At 61.4% G+C, this 23668-nt stretch carries 24 protein-coding genes; 7 read left to right on the plus strand and 17 right to left on the minus strand.

Annotated features, from left to right (window positions below; all coding sequences use genetic code 11):
• Positions 1-14: 14 nt before the first annotated feature.
• The 4 genes from AN936_RS23025 to AN936_RS23040 form a co-directional block, all read right to left on the minus strand.
• Positions 15-407, minus strand: coding sequence for a hypothetical protein (locus AN936_RS23025; protein WP_054590615.1), 393 nt, complete (start codon positions 405-407; stop codon positions 15-17).
• Positions 376-1326, minus strand: a complete 951-nt coding sequence (locus AN936_RS23030; protein WP_054590616.1) for an ArdC family protein — start codon at positions 1324-1326, stop codon at positions 376-378. Before AN936_RS23030 ends, AN936_RS23025 begins: the two co-directional genes overlap by 32 nt.
• Before the next feature lie 82 nt (positions 1327-1408).
• On the minus strand, positions 1409-3502 hold the full coding sequence (locus AN936_RS23035) for a ParB/RepB/Spo0J family partition protein (RefSeq protein WP_158500137.1): 2094 nt from the start codon (positions 3500-3502) through the stop codon (positions 1409-1411).
• Between the two features lie 377 nt (positions 3503-3879).
• Positions 3880-5127, minus strand: a complete 1248-nt coding sequence (locus AN936_RS23040; RefSeq protein ID WP_054590618.1) for an APC family permease — start codon at positions 5125-5127, stop codon at positions 3880-3882.
• 126 nt (positions 5128-5253) lie between these two features.
• On the opposite strand from AN936_RS23040, the gene AN936_RS23045 reads away from it, so the two are divergent.
• A complete protein-coding gene (locus tag AN936_RS23045) occupies positions 5254-5778 on the plus strand; it encodes a phosphatase PAP2 family protein (RefSeq protein ID WP_149037839.1) in 525 nt (174 codons plus the stop codon).
• A 135-nt stretch (positions 5779-5913) separates the two neighbouring features.
• On the opposite strand, the gene arsH is transcribed toward AN936_RS23045, so the two are convergent.
• The 5 genes from arsH to AN936_RS23070 are packed head-to-tail and all read right to left on the minus strand — an operon-like array spanning position 5914 to position 9050.
• A complete protein-coding gene (gene arsH, locus AN936_RS23050; RefSeq protein ID WP_054590650.1) occupies positions 5914-6654 on the minus strand; it encodes an arsenical resistance protein ArsH in 741 nt (246 codons plus the stop codon).
• Positions 6655-6668: 14 nt separating this feature from the next.
• Positions 6669-7739, minus strand: coding sequence for an ACR3 family arsenite efflux transporter (gene arsB / locus AN936_RS23055; RefSeq protein WP_054590620.1), 1071 nt, complete (start codon positions 7737-7739; stop codon positions 6669-6671).
• Positions 7736-8164, minus strand: a complete 429-nt coding sequence (arsC, locus tag AN936_RS23060) for an arsenate reductase (glutaredoxin) (protein WP_054590621.1) — start codon at positions 8162-8164, stop codon at positions 7736-7738. The genes arsB and arsC overlap by 4 nt, the downstream gene beginning before the upstream one ends.
• A complete protein-coding gene (locus AN936_RS23065) occupies positions 8161-8682 on the minus strand; it encodes an arsenate reductase ArsC (RefSeq protein ID WP_054590622.1) in 522 nt (173 codons plus the stop codon). Before AN936_RS23065 ends, arsC begins: the two co-directional genes overlap by 4 nt.
• A 29-nt stretch (positions 8683-8711) precedes the next feature.
• Entirely contained in the window at positions 8712-9050 is a 339-nt protein-coding gene (locus AN936_RS23070) for an ArsR/SmtB family transcription factor (protein WP_054590651.1), read from the minus strand.
• A 96-nt stretch (positions 9051-9146) separates the two neighbouring features.
• Between AN936_RS23070 and AN936_RS23075 the strand changes: the two genes are divergently transcribed.
• Positions 9147-10631: an alkaline phosphatase gene (locus AN936_RS23075; RefSeq protein ID WP_054590623.1), complete on the plus strand. Its 1485-nt coding sequence runs from the start codon at positions 9147-9149 to the stop codon at positions 10629-10631.
• A 49-nt stretch (positions 10632-10680) separates the two neighbouring features.
• Positions 10681-11184 carry a PepSY domain-containing protein gene (locus AN936_RS23080; RefSeq protein ID WP_054590624.1) on the plus strand — a complete coding sequence of 168 codons (504 nt, stop codon included), beginning with the start codon at positions 10681-10683 and terminating at the stop codon, positions 11182-11184.
• A gap of 206 nt (positions 11185-11390) precedes the next feature.
• Here the strand turns inward: AN936_RS23080 and AN936_RS23085 are convergent, their stop codons facing one another.
• The 6 genes from AN936_RS23085 to AN936_RS23110 form a co-directional block, all read right to left on the minus strand.
• Entirely contained in the window at positions 11391-11783 is a 393-nt protein-coding gene (locus AN936_RS23085; protein ID WP_149037841.1) for a hypothetical protein, read from the minus strand.
• A 35-nt stretch (positions 11784-11818) separates the two neighbouring features.
• Positions 11819-13033 carry an IS256-like element ISSpma2 family transposase gene (locus AN936_RS23090; RefSeq protein ID WP_006954973.1) on the minus strand — a complete coding sequence of 405 codons (1215 nt, stop codon included), beginning with the start codon at positions 13031-13033 and terminating at the stop codon, positions 11819-11821.
• A 437-nt stretch (positions 13034-13470) separates the two neighbouring features.
• Entirely contained in the window at positions 13471-14103 is a 633-nt protein-coding gene (locus AN936_RS23095; protein WP_054590652.1) for a tyrosine-type recombinase/integrase, read from the minus strand.
• Between the two features lie 230 nt (positions 14104-14333).
• Positions 14334-14636: a HigA family addiction module antitoxin gene (locus tag AN936_RS23100; RefSeq protein ID WP_054590626.1), complete on the minus strand. Its 303-nt coding sequence runs from the start codon at positions 14634-14636 to the stop codon at positions 14334-14336.
• Complete coding sequence (locus tag AN936_RS23105; RefSeq protein ID WP_054590627.1) at positions 14636-14917, minus strand: type II toxin-antitoxin system RelE/ParE family toxin; 282 nt, start codon at positions 14915-14917, stop codon at positions 14636-14638. The genes AN936_RS23100 and AN936_RS23105 overlap by 1 nt, the downstream gene beginning before the upstream one ends.
• A gap of 97 nt (positions 14918-15014) precedes the next feature.
• Positions 15015-16637, minus strand: a complete 1623-nt coding sequence (locus AN936_RS23110) for a strawberry notch C-terminal domain-containing protein (RefSeq protein ID WP_234715862.1) — start codon at positions 16635-16637, stop codon at positions 15015-15017.
• Here AN936_RS23110 and AN936_RS25685 point away from each other — a divergent pair.
• The 4 genes from AN936_RS25685 to AN936_RS23130 all read left to right on the plus strand — a co-directional run bounded on the left by AN936_RS25685 (position 16626) and on the right by AN936_RS23130 (position 20818).
• Positions 16626-17159, plus strand: coding sequence for a hypothetical protein (locus AN936_RS25685; RefSeq protein WP_234715863.1), 534 nt, complete (start codon positions 16626-16628; stop codon positions 17157-17159). The two genes, AN936_RS23110 and AN936_RS25685, sit on opposite strands and share 12 nt — an antisense overlap.
• A gap of 73 nt (positions 17160-17232) precedes the next feature.
• Entirely contained in the window at positions 17233-18465 is a 1233-nt protein-coding gene (locus AN936_RS23120) for a site-specific integrase (RefSeq protein ID WP_015449381.1), read from the plus strand.
• Positions 18462-19817: a tyrosine-type recombinase/integrase gene (locus AN936_RS23125; RefSeq protein WP_009823940.1), complete on the plus strand. Its 1356-nt coding sequence runs from the start codon at positions 18462-18464 to the stop codon at positions 19815-19817. The genes AN936_RS23120 and AN936_RS23125 overlap by 4 nt, the downstream gene beginning before the upstream one ends.
• The gene (locus AN936_RS23130) at positions 19814-20818 is read left to right on the plus strand and encodes a site-specific integrase (protein ID WP_009823939.1); all 1005 of its coding nucleotides are present in this window, start codon (positions 19814-19816) and stop codon (positions 20816-20818) included. Before AN936_RS23125 ends, AN936_RS23130 begins: the two co-directional genes overlap by 4 nt.
• A 44-nt stretch (positions 20819-20862) precedes the next feature.
• Here AN936_RS23130 and AN936_RS23135 read toward each other — a convergent pair whose 3' ends face one another.
• Positions 20863-23064 (minus strand): strawberry notch family protein, encoded by a 2202-nt coding sequence (locus AN936_RS23135; RefSeq protein ID WP_054590630.1) that lies wholly within the window; start codon positions 23062-23064, stop codon positions 20863-20865.
• A 114-nt stretch (positions 23065-23178) separates the two neighbouring features.
• Positions 23179-23445, minus strand: a complete 267-nt coding sequence (locus AN936_RS24475; protein WP_084758700.1) for a WGR domain-containing protein — start codon at positions 23443-23445, stop codon at positions 23179-23181.
• Positions 23446-23668: the final 223 nt, after the last annotated feature.

A 23668-nucleotide genomic window follows, 5' to 3' on the forward strand; every position in this document is an offset into this window, starting at 1 on the left:
CCATCCCCCTTCCCTCAATGCAGGCTGCGACGATGTTCGCTTAGGCCCTGCAGCGGCAACGGCTCGTAGATCATCGGTCGCAGGAGCGTGTTTGGCGCAATCTGTTCGAGGATTCGCGCAACTGCCGAGACGGCAGCGCCCGCCTCGGTTGTCTGGATGATGAGCGTTCGGCCTTGACCCGGAGCTGTACCAAGTGACCAACCGGCGTCCCCCTTGCCGAGAAGACCGTCCAGCACCTGGCGTGGATCCCTCTGGGGAAACAGGCCTGCGATATACTCAGCCAGCACACCGCCAATGGGCGCCCTCCCCCGGCCTGCAACATCGCCCGCATAACGGTGAAGCTGGGTGAGGCGAACGACCTCCTCGGGGGCTGGCTCAAGCACAAGCCGGAACTGGCGCCGTTTCATCGGCTTCCTCCCCTTCATCCTCCGCAGGTTCGCTCTGGTAGCCTGAATAGGCCGCAAGATGGTTGAATGCCTGATCGGCCTTCGCGGCCGCGGTGATGATGGCCGTCTTGTCGGCCTTGAGGATCTCCAGCCAGTGCGAGACATAACTGGCATGGCTTTCGTGGAGGTCTGCCGGAAGGCCCAGTTCGTAGCAGATCCGGGCACTCACCTGCTCTGCTACCAGCTCCTCGAAAGCGTATGCCTTGTCGCCGAAGCGCTTGCCAAATTCGCGGGCAAGCCGAGAGGCATGGCCTGACCAATGGCCGAGTTCATGCGCTTTCGTAGCCACGAATCCGTCTTCGGTGTTAAAGACATTGGGGTGCGGAAGCTGAATGTAATCAGCGCCCGGCGAGTAGAACGCGCGGTCTCCGCCGAGGCGTATATCAGCCGGGACGGGTGCGAAGAAGCGCTCGATGGCAGCGGTCTTCTGCGAAGGCGTCGGCGGCGCTTCGGGCACCGGACTCGGATAGAAATGGGGCGGTAGGCCATCGATCTGCGAGGCGTTGAACACGCTGTAAGCGCGCATGAAGCGGATTGTTTTCGACGACTCTTCACCGGTCGCCTGGTCGACCGCGGTCTTCTTCGTGCTGTTGAAGTAGATGCTCGGCTCGGCGGTCTCGCCCTTGCGCACCTGTCCGCCAAGCTCGATGGCCTGGCGCCAGGTCATCCAGTAGCGTGAGCCATATCCATAGTGGTCGGCGACCGCCCAAAGATAGAGGCGGTTGATCCCTGTATAGGGGACGCCTGCAGCGCGCAGCGGCGCTCCGCCCATACCGGTCTTCTTCCAGGGTCGGCGCCAGGGCAGCGTTCCGGCCTCGATTGTAGCGATGATCAGATTGGTGATTTCCTGCGCGACGTCGCGCTTGGGTCGTTGGCGCATTGGCCTGCTCCTCAACAAAAAGAGGCCCGGCTCACTCAGGCGAGTGGCCGGGCCAGGTCATCAGGAGGGGTGTTTTGCCGCCTTAGGCGGCTACCGCCGCTTCTTCACAGGCGACTTCTGGTTGATGGTCATCGATGAGCTCGTCGGCCTCGCTGTCGGCTTCACCGTCATCGCCATCGCAGACGTCGGCGACAGGTTCGCTTTCGTCGGTGTCCGGGATGGCCGGATCAGTGGGATTGGCAGCAATCGTGAACTTCATGCCTTCAGGCAACCAGGCCAGCGCTGCTTCCTTGACGTCCTGTTCAACGATCGCCTTGCCGGCGAAGATCGTCTCGCAGGTCTTGGCGAGGTCAGCCTTCTTCGATGCGGCATAACGCGCCGCAAGATCGCTGCCGCCGACTTCGGTCAGTGCCGCAAGACACGAGGTCTTGCTCACGCGGTCGAAGAAATTCTCGGCCGTCGGCCGCCACATCGCTGCAACGTCGATGTCGAGCATACTGCCCATGACAGCATGGATCGGATGGTATTCCGAACCATAGCCCTTCTTGGCTTCGAGCGAGATGGCCACCGCATAGGCCAGCCACGCCGCCTTGGCTTCGTCGGCAAGTTCCCGGAAGGCAATGAAGCGCTGTGCTGCACAGCCATGTTCCTGCCATGCCGTGTCGAGCGCGTTTTCGGCCTCGGCGAGAATCCCTTCGGCTGTGGACTGCGAAAGTTCTCCGGTCGCAGGATCGCTGGGTCGTCCGCCCTTGATCGAGGTGCCCCGGCTTTCATAGCTGCGGCTGTCAGCCAGCGCGAAGATGGCGAAGTCGAGCGCGAGCCCGGCATCACTGAGGAGGGATGCTGACAGGATATTGCGGCGCTGGACCGAAAGCTCGTCGAACAGGCGGGCGCTGATGGGCTTTTCCGTACCCGGCGCAACTGCCTCGGGCCTGGAAGGTGCAGCGCTGCCTCGCTTGGTGGAACCTGGCACCGGCTCTTCGGCCGTCGCTGTCACCTTGCCATTCTCATCGGTCTCGAACGAAAGGCGCTTTTCGCTGTAGTAATCGGCCTCGAGGACCATTTCGCCGCGGGTGGTGAGAACCAGGAACCGTCCGGCCTCATTGCGCCATTCTTCGGGCAGTTCGCGCACCGGGTTATTGAGGTCACTGCGCTCAGCATCGAGATCTTCATACTCGGCCTCGAGCTGCCCAAAATCGGCCTCGTCGCCTTCATTGCCTTCGTCGATGATCTCGCTGATTTCTTCCATCCGGGCATCGATCGCGTCAATTCGGGCACGTGCTTCTTCGGAAAGCGGTGCGGGCGGGAGGCGAACCGCAGTAACGCCCATTTCGCTGCGCGCCTGCCAGGAATTGGTCGACGCCACCGGGCTAATCCAGGCAAGGCCCGTTTCAGCAGCGATCCGCTGGGCTCCGGCTTCCATCTTCTCGGCCGCAAGCCTGTGGGCGATCTCGATGTCGATCCAGCGATCATCTGCGGCTTCGCTGAAGAGGTCGCGTTCGATCTTGCCGCCGGCGGCCACATAGGCATCTTCGCCAATCAGCAGCGCAATCGGGTCGTTGCCGCGCATGGAACCGCTCGCCACCATACGCCGGATGGCATCGGCGCTTGGGTTATAGGCATAGCGCATCTGCTCAAAGACCCGCAGCTGCACCTCGTGCTGATCGGTAGCAGCATAGGCTTTCGCGATTTCGAGAGTGACATCGCCCTTGGCAAGCGCTTCGAAGATCGGCTCGGCGAGATTGGCGAGCCGCAGACGGCCTTCCACAAAGCGCTGGGTGAGGCCAAAGCGTTTGGCGACCGCGGCAACATCGCTGCCTTCCTTGATGAAGTGCTGGAAGGCGCGGCATTCCTCAGCCGGTGACATCCCGACGCGCTGGAAGTTCTCAGCCAGCGAGGCCTCGCCAGCTTCCTCTTCGCTGCCCTCAAGCAGCTTGCATTCGATCTCGGTATCGGGGTCCCACGCACCGCGCGCGACGATCATCTCGATGGCTCGCAGCCGGCGACCACCGGCGATGACGGCAAACTTGCCGCGCTTCTTACTCTTGGTGACCAGCAGGTTCTGCAAAAGGCCGCGCGCTTCGATGTCGGCGGAAAGCTGGATATCGTCTTCTTCGCTGCGCGTTTTGCGCACGTTGGCATCGCTCAGATAGAGCCGGGAAAAGGGAATAAGCATCGTCGTCACTCCTGATGTGCACCCGGCAATCACCCGGGCACACATCCCCTCCCCCTCCCCTTCTGATTTGCGTTTCACGCAGACCTCAGGGTTATTCGTTGTCGCCCCACGGATGCAAAGCGTGGCATTCTTCGGATTTGGAGCGCGCGGCTCGTCAGAGGTCAGAATGCCCTAATGGTTGGATGCTCATGAGGAGGCGATCCTTGGATCGCCACAATTCACAGCCCGAGCAGCCAGATTCGGATGCCGACCGTGGCTCAGCCGGTCGCGACTGCCAGAATCGCCGTCTAGTTCTGCCCGAAGCGGACATGCCGCTTTCGGGATGGCGCATCACACCCGCGAGTGTCGCAAAGTGGGTGGTTTTCTGCCGTTGGGCATCAGCGTAACGCTCGTTTGGACAGTATCCCCCGCAGCAGAAAGAATATGACCACGGCCAACGTAGCCCACAGCCAGTAGGCAAGCGGAACAAACACCGCGAGGCCTGCGCACCCGGCAAGTCCAGCCCAGCTGATCCAGCGCGGGAACAGACGGTGCGCGGGAGGCAGTCGCAAGGCCGACAGGTTGGTCACAGCATAATAGATCAGCACGGTTACCGCGCTGAACGTCCAGGCTACCCGCACATCACCGATGAGGCAGAGGCCCGCGATCCCAAGCGAAACTGCAACAATGGCAGCAACAGGTTGATCCCCCCGTAGCCCCGCCAGAGCCGAAGGCGCATCGCCGCGCCTCCCCATCGCCAGCACCACGCGCGACAGGCCGAGCAGCAGGTTGAGCAGCACCCCTGCCATGGCGACCAGCGCCGCCACCGCCACTGCAAGCGCCAGACCGGGATAGCCGATGGCAAGAGCTGCGGCCTCAAGCACTGTCGCTGCTTCGGTCTCGCCCAACGGCACGCGGGCCAGCACCCATCCAATGCCAAGGTAAAGTAGGCTGGTAGCCACGATCGTTACGGCGATGGCTGGCGGGATGGTGCGCGCCGGATCGCGCACCTCCTCGGCCAGCGTCGCAACCCGGCCGTAGCCAGTGAAAGCGACGAACAGCAGCGCGCTGGCATGCAGGAAGGTGTCGGCACCCACGTTACCGGCAGCGAAGTCCGGTGCCACGCCCGGCGCAATGCTACCGCTGACAATCAATGCCACCAGCACCAGCACCACGAAGCCAACGATCGCGGCATTGAGCCAGTTCGCCCGTCGTAGTCCGGCCAGCACCAAGGCGGTGAGCAAGGCGACCAATGCAATGGCTACGGGCACGCGCGGGATCACCGTCGGGGTGAGCGCATCGCAATAGGCAGCAAAGGCCAACGCCGCCGTCGCCGCCGAAGCCCCCTTCGCCATGAGGAACGCAAGGCCCGCCAGAAAGCCCGCAGAGGGCGACAAATAGACATGACCATATTCGTAGGTGCCACCTGCGCGCGGATGGCTTGCGGCAAGCTGCGCGCTCGACAGCGCGTTGCATCCAGCCAAAGCCGCCGCCAGCAGGATCGCAGGCAGCACCCATGCGCCGATCATGGTCTCAGCCAGCGCAATGCTGACGAACACGCCTGAACCCAGCATCGACCCGAGCCCGAGCAGCACGGTTCCGGTCAGGCCAATATCTCGCTTCAGGTTGGAACTTTCCTTGACCATTCATTCCTCCGTGCCGAAGGGTGCGCCGTAGAAGCCATGCGCATAGCTGTCACCCTCACCCTGTCTGCCCTCGTCTTGGGCGCAGCTTGCCTAGAAGTGCTGGGACCGTTGCCGGGGGATGTTGCCGTGACCCTCGCTTTGCAATCGGCCTTCGGTGCTTCGCCGCAATGGGCTGAATGGCTGACCGATACGGCCAAGCCGCCGCTGGTGGTTGCAACAATAGTAGTTGGTGCGGGGTTAGCGTGGCTGATCGCGGGCTGGCGTGCCGCATTGGGGGTGCCGCTGGCTTTCGGGTTTGGCTGGCTCATGGACAAGGCTGCGCGCGCGCTGATCTTCGCCCCGCGTCCTGCGGCCGATGTCGTCGAGGTCGCCAGCGCGAGCAGTTCCAGCGGCCTGCCATCAACGTTCGGATTGGTTTTTGGCGGCGTCTTTGGGGTTGGGCTTATGGCTCGGGCCAAACGATGGGACACGGCTTCGCTGCAAGTCCTCGCCGCATTTCTGATCATCACAGGAGCGGCGGCAAGGGTTGTGTTGGGCGGGCATTGGGCAAGCCAGATGCTTGTATCGGTCTTGCTCGGTTTGGCATCTGCTGCAGCCGCTTATTGTGCGACAACACGTATTCCACGTCGCGGCCGATCAAACTTTCCCTGAGTGTCAGGAAAGGCGGCAAGTTGAGAGTTTCGGCTGCTGGTGAATAGCCCTTTGAAGCTGCCGGTTGAGTTGCGGTATCGCACATCGGCCCCGCTCATGACCCGAGATGGTTGGCACCCTGTCTGTCTGAAACTCTCAGCCTGCGATAATTCCGGCCTTGTCTGCGGGTGTTTCAACCGGCAGATCTTTCTCGACCCGCTCGGAATAGCGATCAACCAGCACTTCGGCGTGCGGGCGCAAAAGCACAGTGAAACGCACCAGTTCCTCCATCACGTCGACGATGCGGTCGTAGTAAGCGGAAGGCTTCATCCGCCCGGCTTCGTCAAATTCCTCGTAAGCTTTGGCGACCGAGGATTGGTTGGGGATTGTCACCATCCGCATCCACCGGCCCAGCACCCGCAAGGTGTTCACGGTGTTGAAGCTCTGCGATCCGGCGTTGACCTGCATCACCGCGAGGGTGCGGCCCTGCGTCGGACGCAGGCCCTTGTAGGCGAGTGGCAGGTGGTCGATCTGCGCCTTCATGATCCCGGTGATGGTGCCATGGCGTTCGGGGCTGCACCAAACCTGCGCTTCGGACCACAGCGAATGCTCGCGCAGTTCGTGCACCGCCGGGTGATCGTCGCCGCGCACCTGATCAGGCAATGGAAGGTCTGACGGATCGAAGATGCGCGTTTCGCAGCCAAAAAATTGTAGCAAGCGCGCCGCCTCCTCCACCGCGAGACGGGAGAAGGATCGCTCCCGCAGCGATCCGTAGAGCAGCAAAATACGCGGCGGCGGGTCGATGGCGCCTAACCCGCTCGCCGGATCGCGATGCAGGTATTCCGGACGCAGCGCCGGCAGGTGATCAGGATCGGGTAAGGCGCGCAGGCGGGTCATCGATGGGCTTTCGGTCATGCAGCGGGGAAACGGTCGCGCGTGCGATTGGCGAAGGCGACCAGCGACAACATCACCGGCACTTCGACCAGCACGCCGACGACCGTCGCCAGCGCCGCCCCGCTCGACAGCCCGAACAGGCCGATGGCGACTGCCACGGCCAGTTCGAAGAAGTTGGAGGTGCCGATCAGCGCGCAGGGTGCAGCGATATTGTGCGGCACCTTCCACGCCATCGCCGCGGCATAGGCGACCGCGAAGATGCCATAGGACTGGATGATGATCGGGATTGCGATCAGCACGATCAGCAGCGGGTTGGACACAATCGTGCCCGCCTGAAACGCGAACAACAGCACCACCGTGGCCAGCAGGCCAATGATCGACCACGGCTTCAGCCGCGCGCTAAAGGCGTCCACCGCAGCCTCATCGCCGCCATGCGACGCGATCACCCGGCTCCGCATGATGGCCCCTGCCACCAGTGGCACGACGACATAAAGCACCACCGACAGCAGCAGCGTATCCCACGGCACCACAATGTCGGTCACGCCCAGCAGCAGCGCTACGATGGGTGCAAAGGCGACGATCATCACCAGATCATTCACCGATACCTGCACCAGGGTGTAGGCCGGGTCGCCCTTGGTCATCTGCGACCAGACGAACACCATCGCGGTGCAGGGCGCCGTGCCCAGCAGGATAAGGCCCGCGATGTATTGATCGGCATCGCCCTCGCTCATCAGCCCGGCATAGAGGTAATCGAAGAACAACACCGCCAGCGCTGCCATGGTGAACGGCTTGACCAGCCAATTGACCACCAGCGTGATCACCAAACCCTTGGGCTTGCGGCCGATGTCCTTGATGCTGCCGAAATCGACGCCGACCATCATCGGGAAGATCATCGCCCAGATCAGCACTGCGACCACGAGATTGACCGAAGCGTATTCGAGCCCCGCCAGCACCCCGACCGCATCTGGCGCGACGAGCCCGAGGCCAAGCCCCGCCAGAATGGCGAGCAGCACCCAGACCGACAGGTAGCGTTCGAATGTGCCCAGCGGCGAAGCAGCCGGCGAAGGATTGGCGAAGGTCTGGTTCATTTCACGCGCTGCCCAGATGCATCGACAACCTGTTCGCCGTCTTCCTTGACGAACGCTCCGCGCTGATCGGCGGGGATCAGGTCGAGCACCTCTTCCGACGGACGGCACAGCTTCACGCCCAGCGGCGATATCACCAGCGGGCGGTTGATCAGGATCGGATGCGCCATCATCGCATCGATCAGCTGAGCATCGGTGAGCGCAGGATCATCCAGCCCCAGCTCGGCAAACGGCGTGCCCTTTTCGCGCAGCAGGGCGCGGGGCGAAATGCCGGCACGATCGATCAGGCTTTCCAGCAGCGCGCGCGAAGGCGGGGTCTTGAGGTATTCCACCACATGTGGCTCGATCCCGGCATTGCGGATCATCGCCAGCGTGTTGCGCGACGTGCCGCATTCGGGGTTGTGATAGATGACGATGTCAGTGCTCATTGGGTGTCCTTTGCCCTAGCGCTGGCGCCTTCCTCGCGCCCGATTTCAGCAAGCTTGCCGCGCATCGCCATCTCGTCGATGCTCTTAATCGGCAGCATCAGGAACAGCTCGATCCGGCGCTTGAGATAGGTCAGCGCCTCCAGAAACGCCTTGCGCTGGCCTTCGCCTTCGACCGCGGCGGGATCTTCCACGCCCCAATGCGCGGTGATCGCCTTGCCGGGAAAGACCGGGCAGCTTTCGCCTGCGGCATTGTCGCACACGGTGAAGATGAAATCGAACTCGGGCGCGCCGGGCCGCGTGAATTCGTTCCAGCTTTTCGAGCGCAGGCCATCGGTCGCAAAGCCGAACCCGCCCAGCACTTCGATTGCCATGGGATGGACACCACCCTTGGGCTGGCTGCCGGCGCTATATGCGGCAAAGCGGCCTTCACCCAGCTTGTTCATCAGCGCTTCGCCCAAAATCGATCGGGCGGAATTGCCGGTGCACAGGAACAGCACATTGTAGACCTTGTCAGTCATTCGAACCTCGGTTGCAGGCTGGTTGAGAGTTACGGTTTGCAGGCCGTGATTTCGGAGAAGTCGGCGCACAGGCGCGGGTCACCCTGGCAGCAATCTTCCATCAGGAAGCCGAGCAGGCTTCGCATTCCGGCATAGTCGGCACGGTAACGGATCACGCGGCTTTCGCGTTCAGATGTGGCAAGGCCGGCCCGTTCCAGATTGGCGAGGTGATGCGACATCGTGGACGGAGGAACCCCGCAGCCTTGCGCGATTTCGCCGGCCATCATCCCGTCTGGTCCGGCTTTCACCAGCATGCGGAATACGGTCAGCCGCGTTTCATGGCCAAGCGCCTGAAGCGCATCGACAGCCCAGACCTGTTCGCCTTGCATCATCCGAATCCATGTTTGCTTTGAACTTGTCATAAAGCGCCTGTAGGGCCGTGCAATCTATATTTCCGCTATCATCGAAATAAGGATGTGCCGCCTATGTCCCGCCCGCTCCTGACTGCCACCTTCTGCTTGTCGGCTCTGCTGACCGTCCCTGCGCTTGCGCAGCAAGCATCCAGCACGGCGGATTACCGCGCGCAGGGCGAAGCCGAACTGGCAGACCGTCTTGCAGCTGAGGAGCGGCCCGATCAGGCGCGCAATGTGATCATCTTCATTGGCGACGGGATGGGCGTATCGACCCTTACGGCGGCCCGTATTCTGGCGGGCCAGACTGCGGGCGTTGACGGCGAATCCTTTGTCACGGCAATGGATCGGCTTGATCACACCGCGCTGGTAAAAACCTATTCGCACGATGGGCAGGTGTCCGACAGCGCTCCCACTGCAACCGCCATCCTGTCAGGGGTCAAAGCGCGCAACGGCGTCATTGGTGTGGGGCCTGAAGCGATCCTGGATGATTGCGCATCCGGCCTGGCCAACACTGTCCCCTCGGTGCTCGGTCTCGCGCAGGAGGCAGGTTATGCCACCGGGATTGTGACGACGACGAAGATCACCCACGCCACCCCTGCGGCAGGCTATGCGCATTCGTCGCAGCGCGATTGGGAAGCCGATGCCGATATGCCTGCCGAAGCGATCGCCCAGGGTTGCCCCGACATTGCACGCCAGCTGGTCGAAGGTCCGGTTGGTCAGCGGCTTGACGTGGTGCTCGGCGGAGGGCGCAGCGCCTTCCTGCCTACCAGCGCTGCCGATCCCGAATATTCCGGCCGCACCGGCAGCCGCAAGGACGGCCGCGATCTGATCGCTGAATGGCAGCGCAGCCATACAGGCGGCACCTTCGTGTGGAACGCGGCGCAGCTTGCCAGCTACGATCCGGCCAGCGGTCAGCCCCTGCTCGGCTTGTTCGAGCCCAGCCACATGCAATACGAAGCCGACCGTGCAGCCGATACCGGCGGCGAGCCTTCGCTGGCGGACATGGTCGAATTGTCGATCCGGCGGCTTTCAGGGAAGGACGGCGGCTATGTGCTGCTGGTTGAAGGCGGACGGATCGATCACGCCCACCACGGCGGCAATGCCTACCGCGCGCTGACCGATGCGGCGGCGCTCGATGCAGCGGTGGCCCGCGCAATGAGTCTGGTTGATCTTGATGAGACGTTGATCGTCACGACCGCCGATCACAGCCACACCCTGACTATCAGCGGCTATCCCCAGCGCGGCAATCCGATCCTCGGCACGGTGGCGTTCGGCGAGCCGGTGAAAGCCCGTGACGGCAAGGGCTACACAACGCTCGGCTATGCCAACGGGCCGGGCGCCGTCGCCGGTGAACGCGCCGATCCGGCGGCGCAGGATACCGCTGCCCTGGATTACCGCCAGCAGGCAACCGTGCCGCTGTCGGGCGAAACCCATGCCGGGGAAGACGTCGCCGTGCGTGCATCCGGTCCGGGTGCAAATCTGTTCCGCGGGACGATGGAGCAGCAGACCATCTTTTACATCGTCAAGCGGGCGCTGTTTGGCGATAAGCCCAAGTGACAGCATAAGATCGCGCCCGGCGCGCCATTTGATTTGCGTCAGACCGCATATGCGGGTCATCGCATATCCACCCGCTTTTGCCGCAGCACAGGCGGCCTATCCGGGGCTGGACGTGCGCCGGGTGCTGCTGCCGGGCAAGGAAAGCCCGGAGTTGCAACCGCACGGCGATTACAGAGCAGTGCTGGTGCGCCCGCGCGCCAACGCGGTGTGGGTCGATCCGGCAACAACCAAGGTGCTGCTGACCACTGACGGGCGCGACATGAAACTACACCAGCGCATTGGCGAGATGGCCGATCCGCTGCATTTCGGCGATTTCGGCGGGTATTGGACAAAGGTTCCGTGGTTCCTGTTTGGTCTGCTGCTGACCGGCCTTTCGCTATCCGGCGCAACCATCTATTCCCTGCGTATTGCCCGCGACTGCGGCGGCGAGGCACGGCTGGCGCAGTCCCTAGCCGGCATGTGGTGCGATCTGCCGCGCTGGAGTTGGGTATCGGCGGCCCTGATCGCAATTGGCTTTGCTCTGCTGCCCGCGTTGATCTGGCAACTGACCTAGTCTTCGCAATCGTTGGGCCGAGCAGCCCCCTTGATGCGTGTGGGAAGCGAATGGCAACAATGGGGTCGGAAACTGAATGGCAGATTTTTCTCGGCGAAGGCAGCTTCCTGCCGTTCAGCTTATGACGACGGAACCAGCCAGGCAGCTTCTACGGGTTTTTCACCAGCAGCCGACATTCCGAAAACGACCCCAAGGCGGCCGTTCCGTTAAGGCTCTGCCTGCTGATAGTTGGATGCTTCGCTGGCTTTCACCTCGTAACCCGACGGTGTAAGCACGAGATCGCGTGCCAGTGGGATTGTGCCACTGGGCATAACCGGCAATGAGGCGCTTGCGGGCCATACCTTTTTGATGTGTTCCACCAGTGTCTCGCGAAATCTGGCGGAACGATCTTGGTCTTCACCTCTGCGGAAAAAAATCCAGACACGGCCAACATGGTCTTCGTGGTCCATGGCCGAGGCGATAACTTCCTCATCATCACCTCGCCACACTGAGGCATTTAGGGTGATGAGTGACACTTGGGAGCTGACCTCAAGTTCGCCCTTAGTGGCGGCATCCACATGAAAGTCTTCTGCCTCGGCAACCTCGGTCGCGTCCGTCAAGGTGGTGTAATTTCGGCTGTGGCCGTGGGCCATCGTCAGGCGGCTTTGGCGGTGATGTGTAGGGGCTGATTTTCCTCCTCGATCATGGGTTGGTTGAGTTCGGCCATGCCTTCGATCTGCATGTATCGGTGCTGGAGCTGCCACTCGTCGTTCTGCTCCATCAGCACAGCCCCGACGAGGCGGATGATGCTGTCTTCGTTCGGGAAGATTCCGACGACGTCGGCGCGGCGCTTGACCTCCTTGTTGAGCCGCTCGAGCGGATTGGTTGAGTGTAACTTCGTGCGGTGCTGGGTGGGGAAGCCGGTGTAGGCGAGCACGTCGGTTTCGGCCTCGTCCATGCAGGCGCCGAGCTTGGGCCAACGGGTGCGCAACTGGTCGGCGACCTGTCGCCAGACCTGCGTTGCGCTTTTCTGATCGGGCTGCAGGAAGACCTGGCGGATCGCGGCGGCGACGACAGTGTTCTGGCCCTTGGGCACATAGGACAGGGCATTGCGCATGAAGTGCACCCGGCAGCGCTGCCAGGTGGCGCCCATGACGCGGGTGATCGCGCCCTTGAGGCCCTCGTGAGCATCGGAGATGACCAGCTTCACGCCGGTAAGACCGCGCCGAACAAGGTCCTTCAGGAAGTCGGACCAGAAGACCTCCGCTTCCGAGGGGCCGATATGCAGGCCGACGATCTCGCGCCGGCCCTCGGTGTTGACGGCCATGGCGATTATTGCGGCAACGCTGATGATCCGCCCGCCTTCGCGTACCTTGAGATAGGTGGCATCGAGCCAGAGATACGGCCATTCGCCGGTGAGCGGGCGTTTCAGAAAGGCATGGACGCGCTCGTCAATGTCCTTGCAAAGCTTGGAGACGGTGGACTTGGAGATGCCGGTCATGCCCATGGCCTGGACGAGTTCATCGACCCGCCGGGTGCTGACCCCGCCGATCCACGCTTCCTGGATCACCGCAACCAGCGCTTTCTCGACCATCTTGCGGGGCTCAAGGAAGCCCGGAAAATAGGACCCAGCACGCAGCTTGGGGATTTTCAGGTTCAGCGTGCCTACCCGGGTATCCAGCGAACGGTCGCGATAGCCGTTGCGCCAGGTCGCGCGCTCGCTGCTGCGTTCGTGGCGACCCGCGCCGATCAGGCCATCAACGTCGGCCTCCATGATCAGCTGCAGCACGTTCTCGGCGATGGTGCGCAAAAAATCCGGTTGGCCGCCCTTTGCAGCCAGCTCTTCGATCAGTAATCTGTCCTCGGTCATCGGGAACTCCTCTTCGTCACGGTTGAAGTGTGCAAACTCCACCATAACGATGAACCCGGTGGCCACCAGCGACGCCGCATTCCGGGGTGGGGCATGCCCCACCCCGGAATACACCATCGCCTACACCGGAAATTACACCACGAGCGCGGACGCTAACGCAACCTCCGCCAGCAAAGCCAAGAACTTTTGCTTATCCGCTTCAGTTGGGAGGGGGACTTCATAGGCAGCAACTGTCCGAGCACTCTCAGGTTGAGCAACGGGTCCACAAGCGGCGAGTGCACACAGCAATAGGGAGAAAATGCGAGGCATCGAGGGCATCTTGCAGGGATTAATCTATCTCGGCAATGTCTGATTCCCACCCAATTGTTGCCGGTTCGGTGATCTTCGGACTTCGACAAAAGCGGCCATCGGAGCTTGCCCGACGGCCGCAATTATTGTCAGATCTCGATGCGCTCCGCCAGGACAAGAGCATCCTCAACGTCGACCCCAAGATATCGGACCGTGTTCTCGATCTTGGAATGGCCAAGCAAAATTTGGACCGCCCGCAGATTTCCGGTTGTCCGGTAGATCATGGCTGCTTTGGTGCGCCGCATGGAATGAGTGCCGTAGTATTCACGCCGCAACCCGACCGCGGTGACCCATTCATCGACGAGGCGAGCATACTGCCGCGTGCTCATCGGTTGGCCGGAATGGATCCTGCTTGGGAACACAAAATCATCGAGGCTGCCGCCCCGTCGCAGCAACCATGTTGCCAGGCTCGTGCGGGCGTCCGCGGTAACTTCAAATTGTACGGGCCGCCCGGTCTTCCGCTGGATGATCATCGCGCGGTCGCGGACTTCAGAACCGGCCACGAGGTCGCCAATCTTGAGCTTCACCAGATCGCAGCCCCGCAGCTTGCTGTCGATCGCCAGGTCGAACAGCGCACGGTCGCGGAGCCGCTCCTCGCGATCAAGGAAGAACCGGATCGCCCAAATCTGCTTTTGGGTGAGCGGCCGCTTGGTGCCGACGGTTCTGCCGGCATTCCACACAACGCGGTTCTGCATGGCGGGGTCGAAGTGAGAATAGGTCATCATCTTTCTCCATGGCCTTGATTGGCCAGGTAGAAAGAACGGGAAACAAAGGTGACTTTGCCTTTGACCGGGGCGAAGAATTGAGACCGTCCGATCTAGCGGGGCAGAATTAGCCTATCTCGGTCCGACACCATAACCTCTTGGCCAGTAAGCGCATTGTCGGTCACGCGGGATATCCGATAGAGGAAGTTCCAATGTGACTGCGATCATCGGCGACCCAGTTGAGCCTGCTATGCGGGCTCGCGCACGCGCTCGATAGAAATCGTCTCCGATCCGCTTTTGGCTTGCGCAAGATCATAGGTGGACTGCATCCGCAGCATGGTGGCAGCAGAGACGCCAAATGCCTTTTCGAAGCGGATCGCCATCTCCGGGGTTAGCGCAGCCCTGCCATTCAGCAAGCGGCTCAACGCAGGCCGAGTAACCTTGAGATGATCTGCGGTGCTCGACACATTCATGTTGTAAGGCTTCACGATCTCTTCGAGCAACCAAGGTCCCGGGTGGATCGCGAAGCTGTCATGGAGCTTGATAGCCATCAGTGATAGTCCTCCAGATCGAGATCAGCGACGGTGAGTTCGTCGAACATTGTGAATGTCAGGCGCCAATTTCGGGTTACCGTCATGGCAAAGTATCCCTCCCTGTCGCCATTGAGGGGATGAAACCCGAAATTCGGCGGCACCGCCAGCTCATCCAGGCTCTCTGCCGAGGCAATGAACGCCAGAATGCGACGGAGCCGGTCAACCTCCATCAGCCCTGCTGGCTTCCCGGTTTCAGCAAACCTGCGAAGTGCCTTGTGGCGGATGCTTCCGATTTCCATGAAGGTGTAATCCCACAAGTTACACAAGGAGTCAACAGAGGTGTAACCCCGGAGGTTACACCTTGGTCATCGGGGTACCAGCTTTTCACTTCATATCTCACACGCGAAGCAGGGCGCTGATCACCGATGAAGCGGTTGCTTTCGGAATGAATACCCGTGTCCGGTAGGAAATGATCTCGGTGAAGCAGCCGATGCTCTTCAGCCAAGGCAGCTGATCGACAGGCGCACCGACGATTTCGTAGCGCTGCTCGCCTGCCACGCGGGAGCCTTTGAGGGTCGCCTCAAACGGCTGCTTGATCGGGATGATCCGGCTTTCGCTGAGCGCCCTGATGATCGTATCCGGGCTCAGTTCAACGGTGGAGGCAATGTCGAATTTCTCGAGCAGCTTCGCCACGTCGAGCTCGTGGACCATGCGGCCGAGCCAGCTTCGTCCCTCTTCGTCCACGATCCGCCGGACCTCCAGATAGTCGATGGGAAGGCTCGACCAGATCGGCAGGAGAAGTCCGGTCGCAAGGTACACGGTCTCTGTGGTGAGCCGTTCGGCAAGCTCCGCAACCTCGCTTTGCCACAGCTTTTCGAAGGTTTGGCTCGGAGCTTCTTCCCAGGCCGATTCCGCAAGGTCATCGAAGTGGTGGTATTCTCGCCGGAGCGGACGGTGGAGGATAACCCGCCTGATGAGTTCGCCCTGTTCGGTCATGAAGTGCCGCGAAGGTTCGGCCAGGGCTGCTTTCCCGCTCTTGGTATTGTGGAGCAGAATGCAGCCGTCAGCGTAGTCGCGGCGCTCAAGGACACGCTCAAGGGAGATCGGCCGTGCTCTCGTCTTGAGAGCCAGCTGCAGCAAGTGTGACGTGGCGCCGGTTCGCCCGTCGGTCCGCAGGACGATGTCTTCGACAACCTCGGCCTGTTCAACCCGAAGGGTTTCGACGCCAACATCGAGCGATCCGGCCTCGCGCGCTGCTGACACCCGCGCCTCGACCAACCCCAGAAACTCCTCAAAGATCGCATTCTGCATTCCGATCGGCAGTGCGAGGATGCGATTGAGCCAGCGCTGGATCGGCGGAAGGTCCTCTTCGAGCACGCCATCGTCGGAGACAATCTTGAGCCCACTACGGCGCTGGAAATCGATCAGCGTTGCGCTCTTGAGCTTGCCGTCCGCCAGCAAGGCAAACCAGGTCGAGAGAGCCGCCTTGGCATATTCGCTTTCGAGATTGTCGGCAGGGTCAAAAAGGTTCTGCCCGCCCGTCTGGCGTTGGCCCCGCGTCAGCGCCCCCAGGCTGTCGAGCCTGCGCGCAATGGTGCTTGTGAACCGCAGTTCCCCCTTGCAGTTCGTGGTCACAGGCCGGAACAGTGGTGTGTTGGCTTGATGGGTCCGGTGCGTTCGGCCCAGCCCCTGGATGGCGCGGTCGGCGCGCCATCCCGGCTCAAGCAGGAAGTGGATGCGCCGCTTCTGGCAAGCTGCGTCAAGGCTCGCGTGATAGGATCGCCCGGTGCCGCCCGCATCGCTGAAGACAAGGATCGGCTTCCTGCCATCCATGAACTGGTCGGTCTCGGACTGGTTTGTCCGCGGCGAGCGGGTCTCGAGGCGTTGCTGGCCGTCGCTCTGGTTTATGAGCCGCTTGCTGCGCCCGGTCACCTCGGCGACCCTCTCCGGTCCGTAGTGCTCGATGATCCCGTCCAGCGCTGGCTTGATCGGCGGCATGGCGCACAGATGCTCGATCATCTCGCTGCGGCGGGCGATCGCAGTCTGATTGTGGACTGGACGGCCTTCCTCATCGAACATCGGTGCCGAGCGCTGAGTGCCGGTATCATCGACGAACACTTGCATCTGTTGCGTGGGGAAGGCGCGCTCGAGGTACTCGATCACGGCGTCGAGCGGGCTGAGGTCGAGGTCGAGCTCAGCCCGGTCCTCTGGCGAGAGGCTGTCGAGACGGCGATCGAGGATGCTTTCGGCGGTCGAAACCAGTTGGACGACAACCACCTCATCGCGGTCCAGATGGAGATTGATGGCAGCAATCAGCGTTGGCAGCTTCATCGACAGCAGCAGCTGGTTGAAGAACCGCTGCTTGGTGCTTTCAAACCGGCTTCGCGCTGCGGCTTTCGCACCGCTGTTGAGCGTTGTGCCGTCGATTTCATCGACGACACCGGTCAGCTCCAGCGCCTCCTCAAGGTTCTGATGAATGATCGCTTATCGCGAGGAAGCGGTAATGCGGAGGAGCGCGGCGTAACCGGCGAATTCCCATGATAGTGTGCGCAGTTGCTGCGCATTATATTGGTTGCGAACCTCGGCGGTCCCTGGACCAGCTGAGGAGGCAATCATGTTGAAGTTGCATGACGAGTTGATCACCGAACTCTCGAATTCGCTCACCACACAGAATTACAATCCCGTGGTCGTGGCGAACCACCGTCTCTACGCCCGCGCGTTTCTCGATTATCTGGCCGAGTGCGATATACAGGTCGAGACTGTGACGCCGCAGCAGGTCGATCAGTATTTTGGCTATGCGGTTCAGGATTTTGAGATCCAGTACGGTCGGCCTCCCAGTGCGCGTTGGCACATGTTGCCCCGCACCGCGATCGCCAAGCTCCTCCGGCTTGCTCAAGGCAATTGGCCCCCGGACGCAGAAATGATCGGTCCCGATGACGAGCATCGACATGAAATTTGCCGCGAATACGAGGCATGGCTGCGCGAGGAGCGCGGTTTGGCAAGCGCGTCCATTGCGGCGCTGATGTGGGAGGCGCGAAACTTCCTGCGATGGCAGTTCGACCGGGCCGGTGCCGCCAGCCTCGAAACGTTGAGCATCGTGGACATCGATCTCTACATGGACATGCGCGCGCCTGGTTTACGGCGCAAATCATTGGCCGATGTCGCTGAGCGTCTCCGTTCGGTGGTTCGCCATCTGCATCGGACGGGTTGCATCCCGACCGATCTGACGCCACACATCATCGGCCCCATGCTCTATGCCTACGAAGATGTGCCGTCGACGCTGGAAAGGAGCCAAATCGCCGCGGTTCTGGCGACAACGCAGGAGGACAGATCGCCACGCGGACTACGCGATTATGCGATACTTCAGCTGCTTGCCACGTATGGGCTGCGCGAAGGTGAGATATGCCGCCTTCGGCTCGATGACGTGGACTGGCGCGCAGAATCCCTCCGGATCTGCCACACCAAGACCAACGCGTACTCGTACATGCCGCTAATGGTGACTGTTGGTGAAGCGCTGCTGGATTATCTGCGCCTTGGGCGGCCCCAGGTTGAAGTGCGGGAAATCTTCGTCCGATCCTGCGCACCCTATATCGCAATGACGAACCTGTACGGCATGATCCGCGGTCGGTTGGCCGCCGCAGGCGTAGTGCCAGCAGGAAAGCGGGGGCCGCATGTCTTCCGCCACGCACGTGCGGTCGAAATGCTGCGGGCATCGGTCCCGCAAAAGATCATCGGCGACGTGCTCGGGCATCGATCCACCGAATCCACCAATACTTATCTCAAACTGGCAACAGATGATCTCCGAGCCGTGGCACTCGAGGTGCCTGGAATGGAGGTGCTGTCATGAGCGCCTGGCACGATCCCGATCGCACCGTCGTCGACGCCTTCCTGGTAAAATCGCAGTTCCGGCCGGGAAGCGTACCGACATATCGCTGGTTCCTTTGCACCTTCGAAGATGTTGCCCGCCGGCATCCGGCGGTGGACCGGCAGATGCTCGACGCCTGGCTGAAGGAGATGCAAAAACGTTGGCGATTGTCGACGCTGCTCAATCAGGTCTGCATTGTCGACCGCTTCCTCGACCACCTCGTCGAAATCGGGCTGATCGCCGACAACCCTGTTGCTGCACTTCGCCGTCGGTACAACGTCAAGCAAAGCAAGCCGATCTGGCGGGCCTTGGCTTCCCCGAATCCCGACGAATCCTTGGCCGCGTTACGACGGCCTGCGCCCTTCGGCAGCGTGCTGGGTGACTTCATGCAAGACCATGTCATGCTGATGCGCAGCCGGGGATATCAATATGAAGCGCAGGCTCACTGGCTGCTGCGGTTCGATCGGTTCCTTCAGGCCCGTCCCGACCTCGCGGAGCAACCACTTGAGGCAATGATTGCGAGCTGGGCGGCTGCCAAGCCGACCCGCAACCACGCGGCTGAATGCCAGAAGCTGGCGCGCATCCTGACCAAGGCGCGGTTCCGCCTCGATCCGACTATCCCGCCAAAGCGCTTCAATCCCCGGCCAGAGCGGGAAGTAGCGCGGGAGCATCGGCAACCGCATATCTTCAGCCCGGCTGACGTTCGGCGTATGCTCGATACCGCACGGACTTATCCGTCGCCGGACGCTCCGCTGCGGCCGTTGACCCTCTACACCATGATCATGCTGGCCTATTGTGCCGGGCTACGGCGAAGCGAGCTGGCATGGCTCGATCTTGGTGACGTGGACCTGCAATCAAGCACGATCACGATCCGGGAAACGAAGTTCTACAAGACCAGGATCTTGCCTCTATCCGACAGTGTCGCGGTCGAACTGCGCGCGTACATCGATGCGAGGCGGCGCGCTGGCGGCCCACAGAACCCGAAATCAGGGCTGTTCTGGCATGCCCACTTAAATGACCGCTACAGGCCCGAGGCGGTTACGACAATGATTACCAACGTCATGCGCCGTGCTGGGCTCAAGCCCGCTTCGGGCCGGACCGGGCCGCGGGTCCATGACCTTCGTCACTCGATGGTGGTGAACCGCATCCTCCAGTGGTACCGGTCCGGCATTAACCCTCAGGAAAAACTGCACTTCCTCTCGACCTACATGGGGCACCGGGATCTCCACTCCACGCTGGTCTACATCACCGTCACGCAGGATCTGTTGCAGGAAGCCAGTGAACGGTTCCGCGCGCTCGGCGCCCCGTGCCTTGTCACGGAGGCGCGGCCATGAGGAAAGGCAATCCATTGCCCGCGTTGTTGCGGGCGTTCTTCCAGGAGTGGCTGGCCGAGCAGCGCAGCGCGTCAATCCACACGATCCGCTCTTATCGCGACACCTGGCGGCTGCTGCTTCGGTTCGTCGCGGAGCGAAAAGGCTGCGGGGTCGCGCGGCTGACGCTCACCGACGTCTCGGCCGGCGAGGTGCGCGCGTTCCTTCATCATACCGAGCATGGCCGCAAGACCACGATCGGCACGCGGAACTGCCGACTGGCCGCCATCCGCAGCTTCTTCAGCTTCGTGGCGGACAAGAATCCGGAATACATCGCGCAGTGCTCAGAGGTCCTGGCTGTTCCGTTGAAGCGGGAGCCCACCTCCGCGCCGTGCTACCTCGAGCCCGAGGAGGTCGAGGCCATCCTCGCCCAGCCCAACCGATCGACACTCGAAGGGCTGCGCGACCATGTACTGCTCTCGTTCCTCTATAACAGTGGCGCGCGAATCCAAGAGGCGCTTGACCTCTGTCCCGAAGCAATCCGGTTCGATGCACCGAACTTCGTGCGTCTTTACGGCAAGGGGCGCAAGGAACGCATCTGCCCGCTCTGGCCAGAAACCGTGGCATTGCTCAGGAAGCTACTGGAGCGACAGCCGCGTGCGCCCGATGAGCGGATCTTCGTCAATCGATACGGTGAACCGCTAGGGGCGTCAGGGGTGCGGTTCAAGCTCAACGCCTACGTGGAACAAGCCGCGAAATCGACGCTGACCCTCCAGTCAAAACACGTTACGCCTCACAGCTTCCGGCACGCGACCGCCGTCCACCTCGTTGCCGCCGGAGTCGATATCACCGTCATCCGCAGTTGGCTCGGGCACGTCAGTCTCGATACGACCAATCACTATGCTCAGGCCAATCTGGAGACCAAACGAAAGGCGCTGGAACAGGTTGGCGCCCCGGCGGCGAGCAACGTGCCACCTTCGTGGAAGCGAGATGCCAATCTGATGGGATGGCTCGACACCCTATAGAATAATGTGAAGGACGTGGCGAAATGTTCCGCAGCTTTGCAGGACTACGCCGCGTTCCTCCGCATTACCGCTTCCTCGCGATAAGCGATCTTATGGCGAGCTGCGCATAAGATGGCCCAGGCGTCGGCATAAGTGTCGTAGACGGCGATCTGTTCGGCGGTCAGATCATGTTTCAGGATCTCGTATTCGACGCCTGCAAAGCTAAGCGCGCGCGCCTGATAGAGGCCCAGTGCCTTGAGGTCCCGCGACACGAGTTCCATCGCAGCGATGCCCCCTGCCCTGATCTGGCTGATGAAATCTTCCCTGTTGGCAAACGCAGTGCCGGGCCCCCACAGACCGAGCCGCACGGCATAGGCAAGGTTGTTGACCTCCGAGGCCCCAGTCGCAGAGGCGTAGAGAACCCGGGCATCGGGCAGATTGTTTTGCAGCAGCACGCCGGCGATGCCCTGCAGCGATCCGCTTTTCGTGCCGCGGGCGCCCTCGCCTCCTGCAACACCGCCCATCTCGTGGCTCTCATCGAAGGCGATGACACCTTCGAAATCCTCGCCCGCCCAATCGAGCAGCTGCTTCAGGCGGGTGGCGTCCTGACGCTGGCTGCGAAGGGTCGGGTAGGTGACGAACAGGATCCCTTCGCGAAACGGAACCGCCTGATCGATCTTCCAGTTGGAAAGCGGCTGAATGTCGGCCGCTAGCCCTCCGATAGCACTCCAGTCGCGGCGCGCGTCTTCGAGCAGGCTTTCGTTCTTCGAGATCCAGATGGCCTTACGGCGTCCCGCAAGCCAGCCATCAAGGATGCAGGCGGCGATCTGCCTGCCCTTCCCTGCCCCCGTGCCATCGCCAAGGAAATAGCCTTTGCGGTAGGCGCGCCCATGCTCGTCGAGTTGCAGGCCAACGCCTTCTTTAGCGGGAACGAACAGGCCAGGCAGATACTGCTGCCACGCGTTCCCGGCATAGATGACAGTTTCGATCTGGGCCTCGGATAGCAGGCTTTCTTGCAAGACCCGATCCTGCAGCGCCGGGACATAATCCGGGATTGGTGCCGGGATCGAACCCATGGCCACGCTTTCGACGAGCGGTGTCGGATGTTCGCGTGCACCAGCAATATCGACCCGGCTTGGCCGGTACGGGATGTAGACCCCGCTTTGCTCACCGAGCACGCGCGGCTTGTCTAAGGTACTGAACGCCAGCGCTGCAATCGTTGGGGCTTGGGCTACCCTCGCTTTGACGGGCTTTGTGATCGGCGTTGCGCGCATGGCTTTGAAGAGCGCACCCGGCTTTGCTTTCGGCGGCACCGCGCGCGGTTCGCAGTCGGGCTGGGCTGTCACGCGTTTGATGATTGGAACCGCAGACGCGACGTCTGCAACTGTCTGCCGCGCCAAAACTGCTGGTCTGATCTGCCCCGGGATCTTGTCGATCACGTACAAGCGCACGGCCACGCTGGTGCCCTGTTTGTGATAGCATTTATCGAGCCGGATGGATGTGCGGACCGTGCAAGAGGCAAAGGTGTCTTCGTAGATTTTCGCAAGCTTTGCGCTCGTCGTGAACCAGTCCGGCATGATCGCGACGATCCGTCCCCCCTGCTTGAGGCGCGTTATGGCAGCGCGCAGGTGACGCACCGCTGCGAACTCGTCTGCTCCTCGTCCCATTGACCGGGAGAACGGCGGGTTCATGAGGATCAGGCTTGGCTGCACAGCCGCGTCGAGATGGGAAGCCAGCATGGCTCCATCGATCCCTGTGATGGTGGCATCGGGAAACAGCAGTGCCAGCTTTTCACGCCTGCGCGGATCGATTTCGTTGAGATGTAATGCGCTGACATCAGGCAAAGTTGCCACGAGAGCGCCATGTCCGGCGCTCGGTTCAAGAACGATATCGGTTGCGAGTGGCTGCGCCAAAATCACGGATAGCGCTGCGAGGTCTGCGGGCGTCGAGAATTGCTGGAACCTGATCTGGTCTTCACTTCTGACCGTGTGTGTCGGCAGTGCCTCGATAAGCGCACTGATCTCCGAAATCTGGGTCAGCATCTGAGGTTTGTTCAGCAGTCCGGCCATGTGGCGCGTCAAGGCCGCCTCGAGCAGGTCAAAAGCGTCCCTCTGGCTCCAGGCGCCGTTTGCGGAGCCCTCCCCGTAGAGCTGGCGCATCGTCTCAAACAGGCGTTGCTTGTTCGCCAGTCCCGTGGCGATGGCGTGCTGGATTTCGGTGATTGCTGCGTCCAGCTTCTGGCTGGATTGTTCAAAAAGGTCGGTCACGGTCTGCTCCTGATGCTGAACCGCATCAGGCCTTCCCCCTCTCCCTTTGGCGAAACTGGGGAGTTTTATGGAGATGTGTTCAGCTCTGAAGAGCCGCCTAAATGTTGAGGGAAGTCACTCGACTGCCTGGTAGCGAACACCAATCCGCTTAAATGCGCTTTCGCGCCGGATCCGGATCTGCTGTGCGATTGTGTCTGCCTGTCTTCTGTCCGGAAAGCTGGTGGTCACCCCCTGCCCTTTCGTACCAATTCGTCCCCAGCGCCGCTCAACGGTTGTCCAGCCAAACAGATCGGTCTCAACCCAGAGATGATAGTCGCGCGCGACGTTGCGGGATGGGTCTATTGCTTGCCAATGCCACGACTGGTTCTTCGGCGTCTCCATATGAAACCGGTGGCAGAACGCTGAGCATTCGGTCCAACTGGAAATCTGAATCACAGGAGCATCTTTGATTCATTGAGGCGATTGACCACTGCCTCGACTTTTAGAACGTGTGCAAGGACGTTTAGTTGGTCTGAGCCGAGAATGCTCCTCGCGACGTCGCGTAATCTCCAAAAACAATCATAAAAAAACGCCGCTGCTTGCAGCGGAAGGATTCATGATTCTA

This window comes from Sphingopyxis macrogoltabida, from assembly GCF_001307295.1.
GTDB lineage: Bacteria > Pseudomonadota > Alphaproteobacteria > Sphingomonadales > Sphingomonadaceae > Sphingopyxis > Sphingopyxis macrogoltabida_B.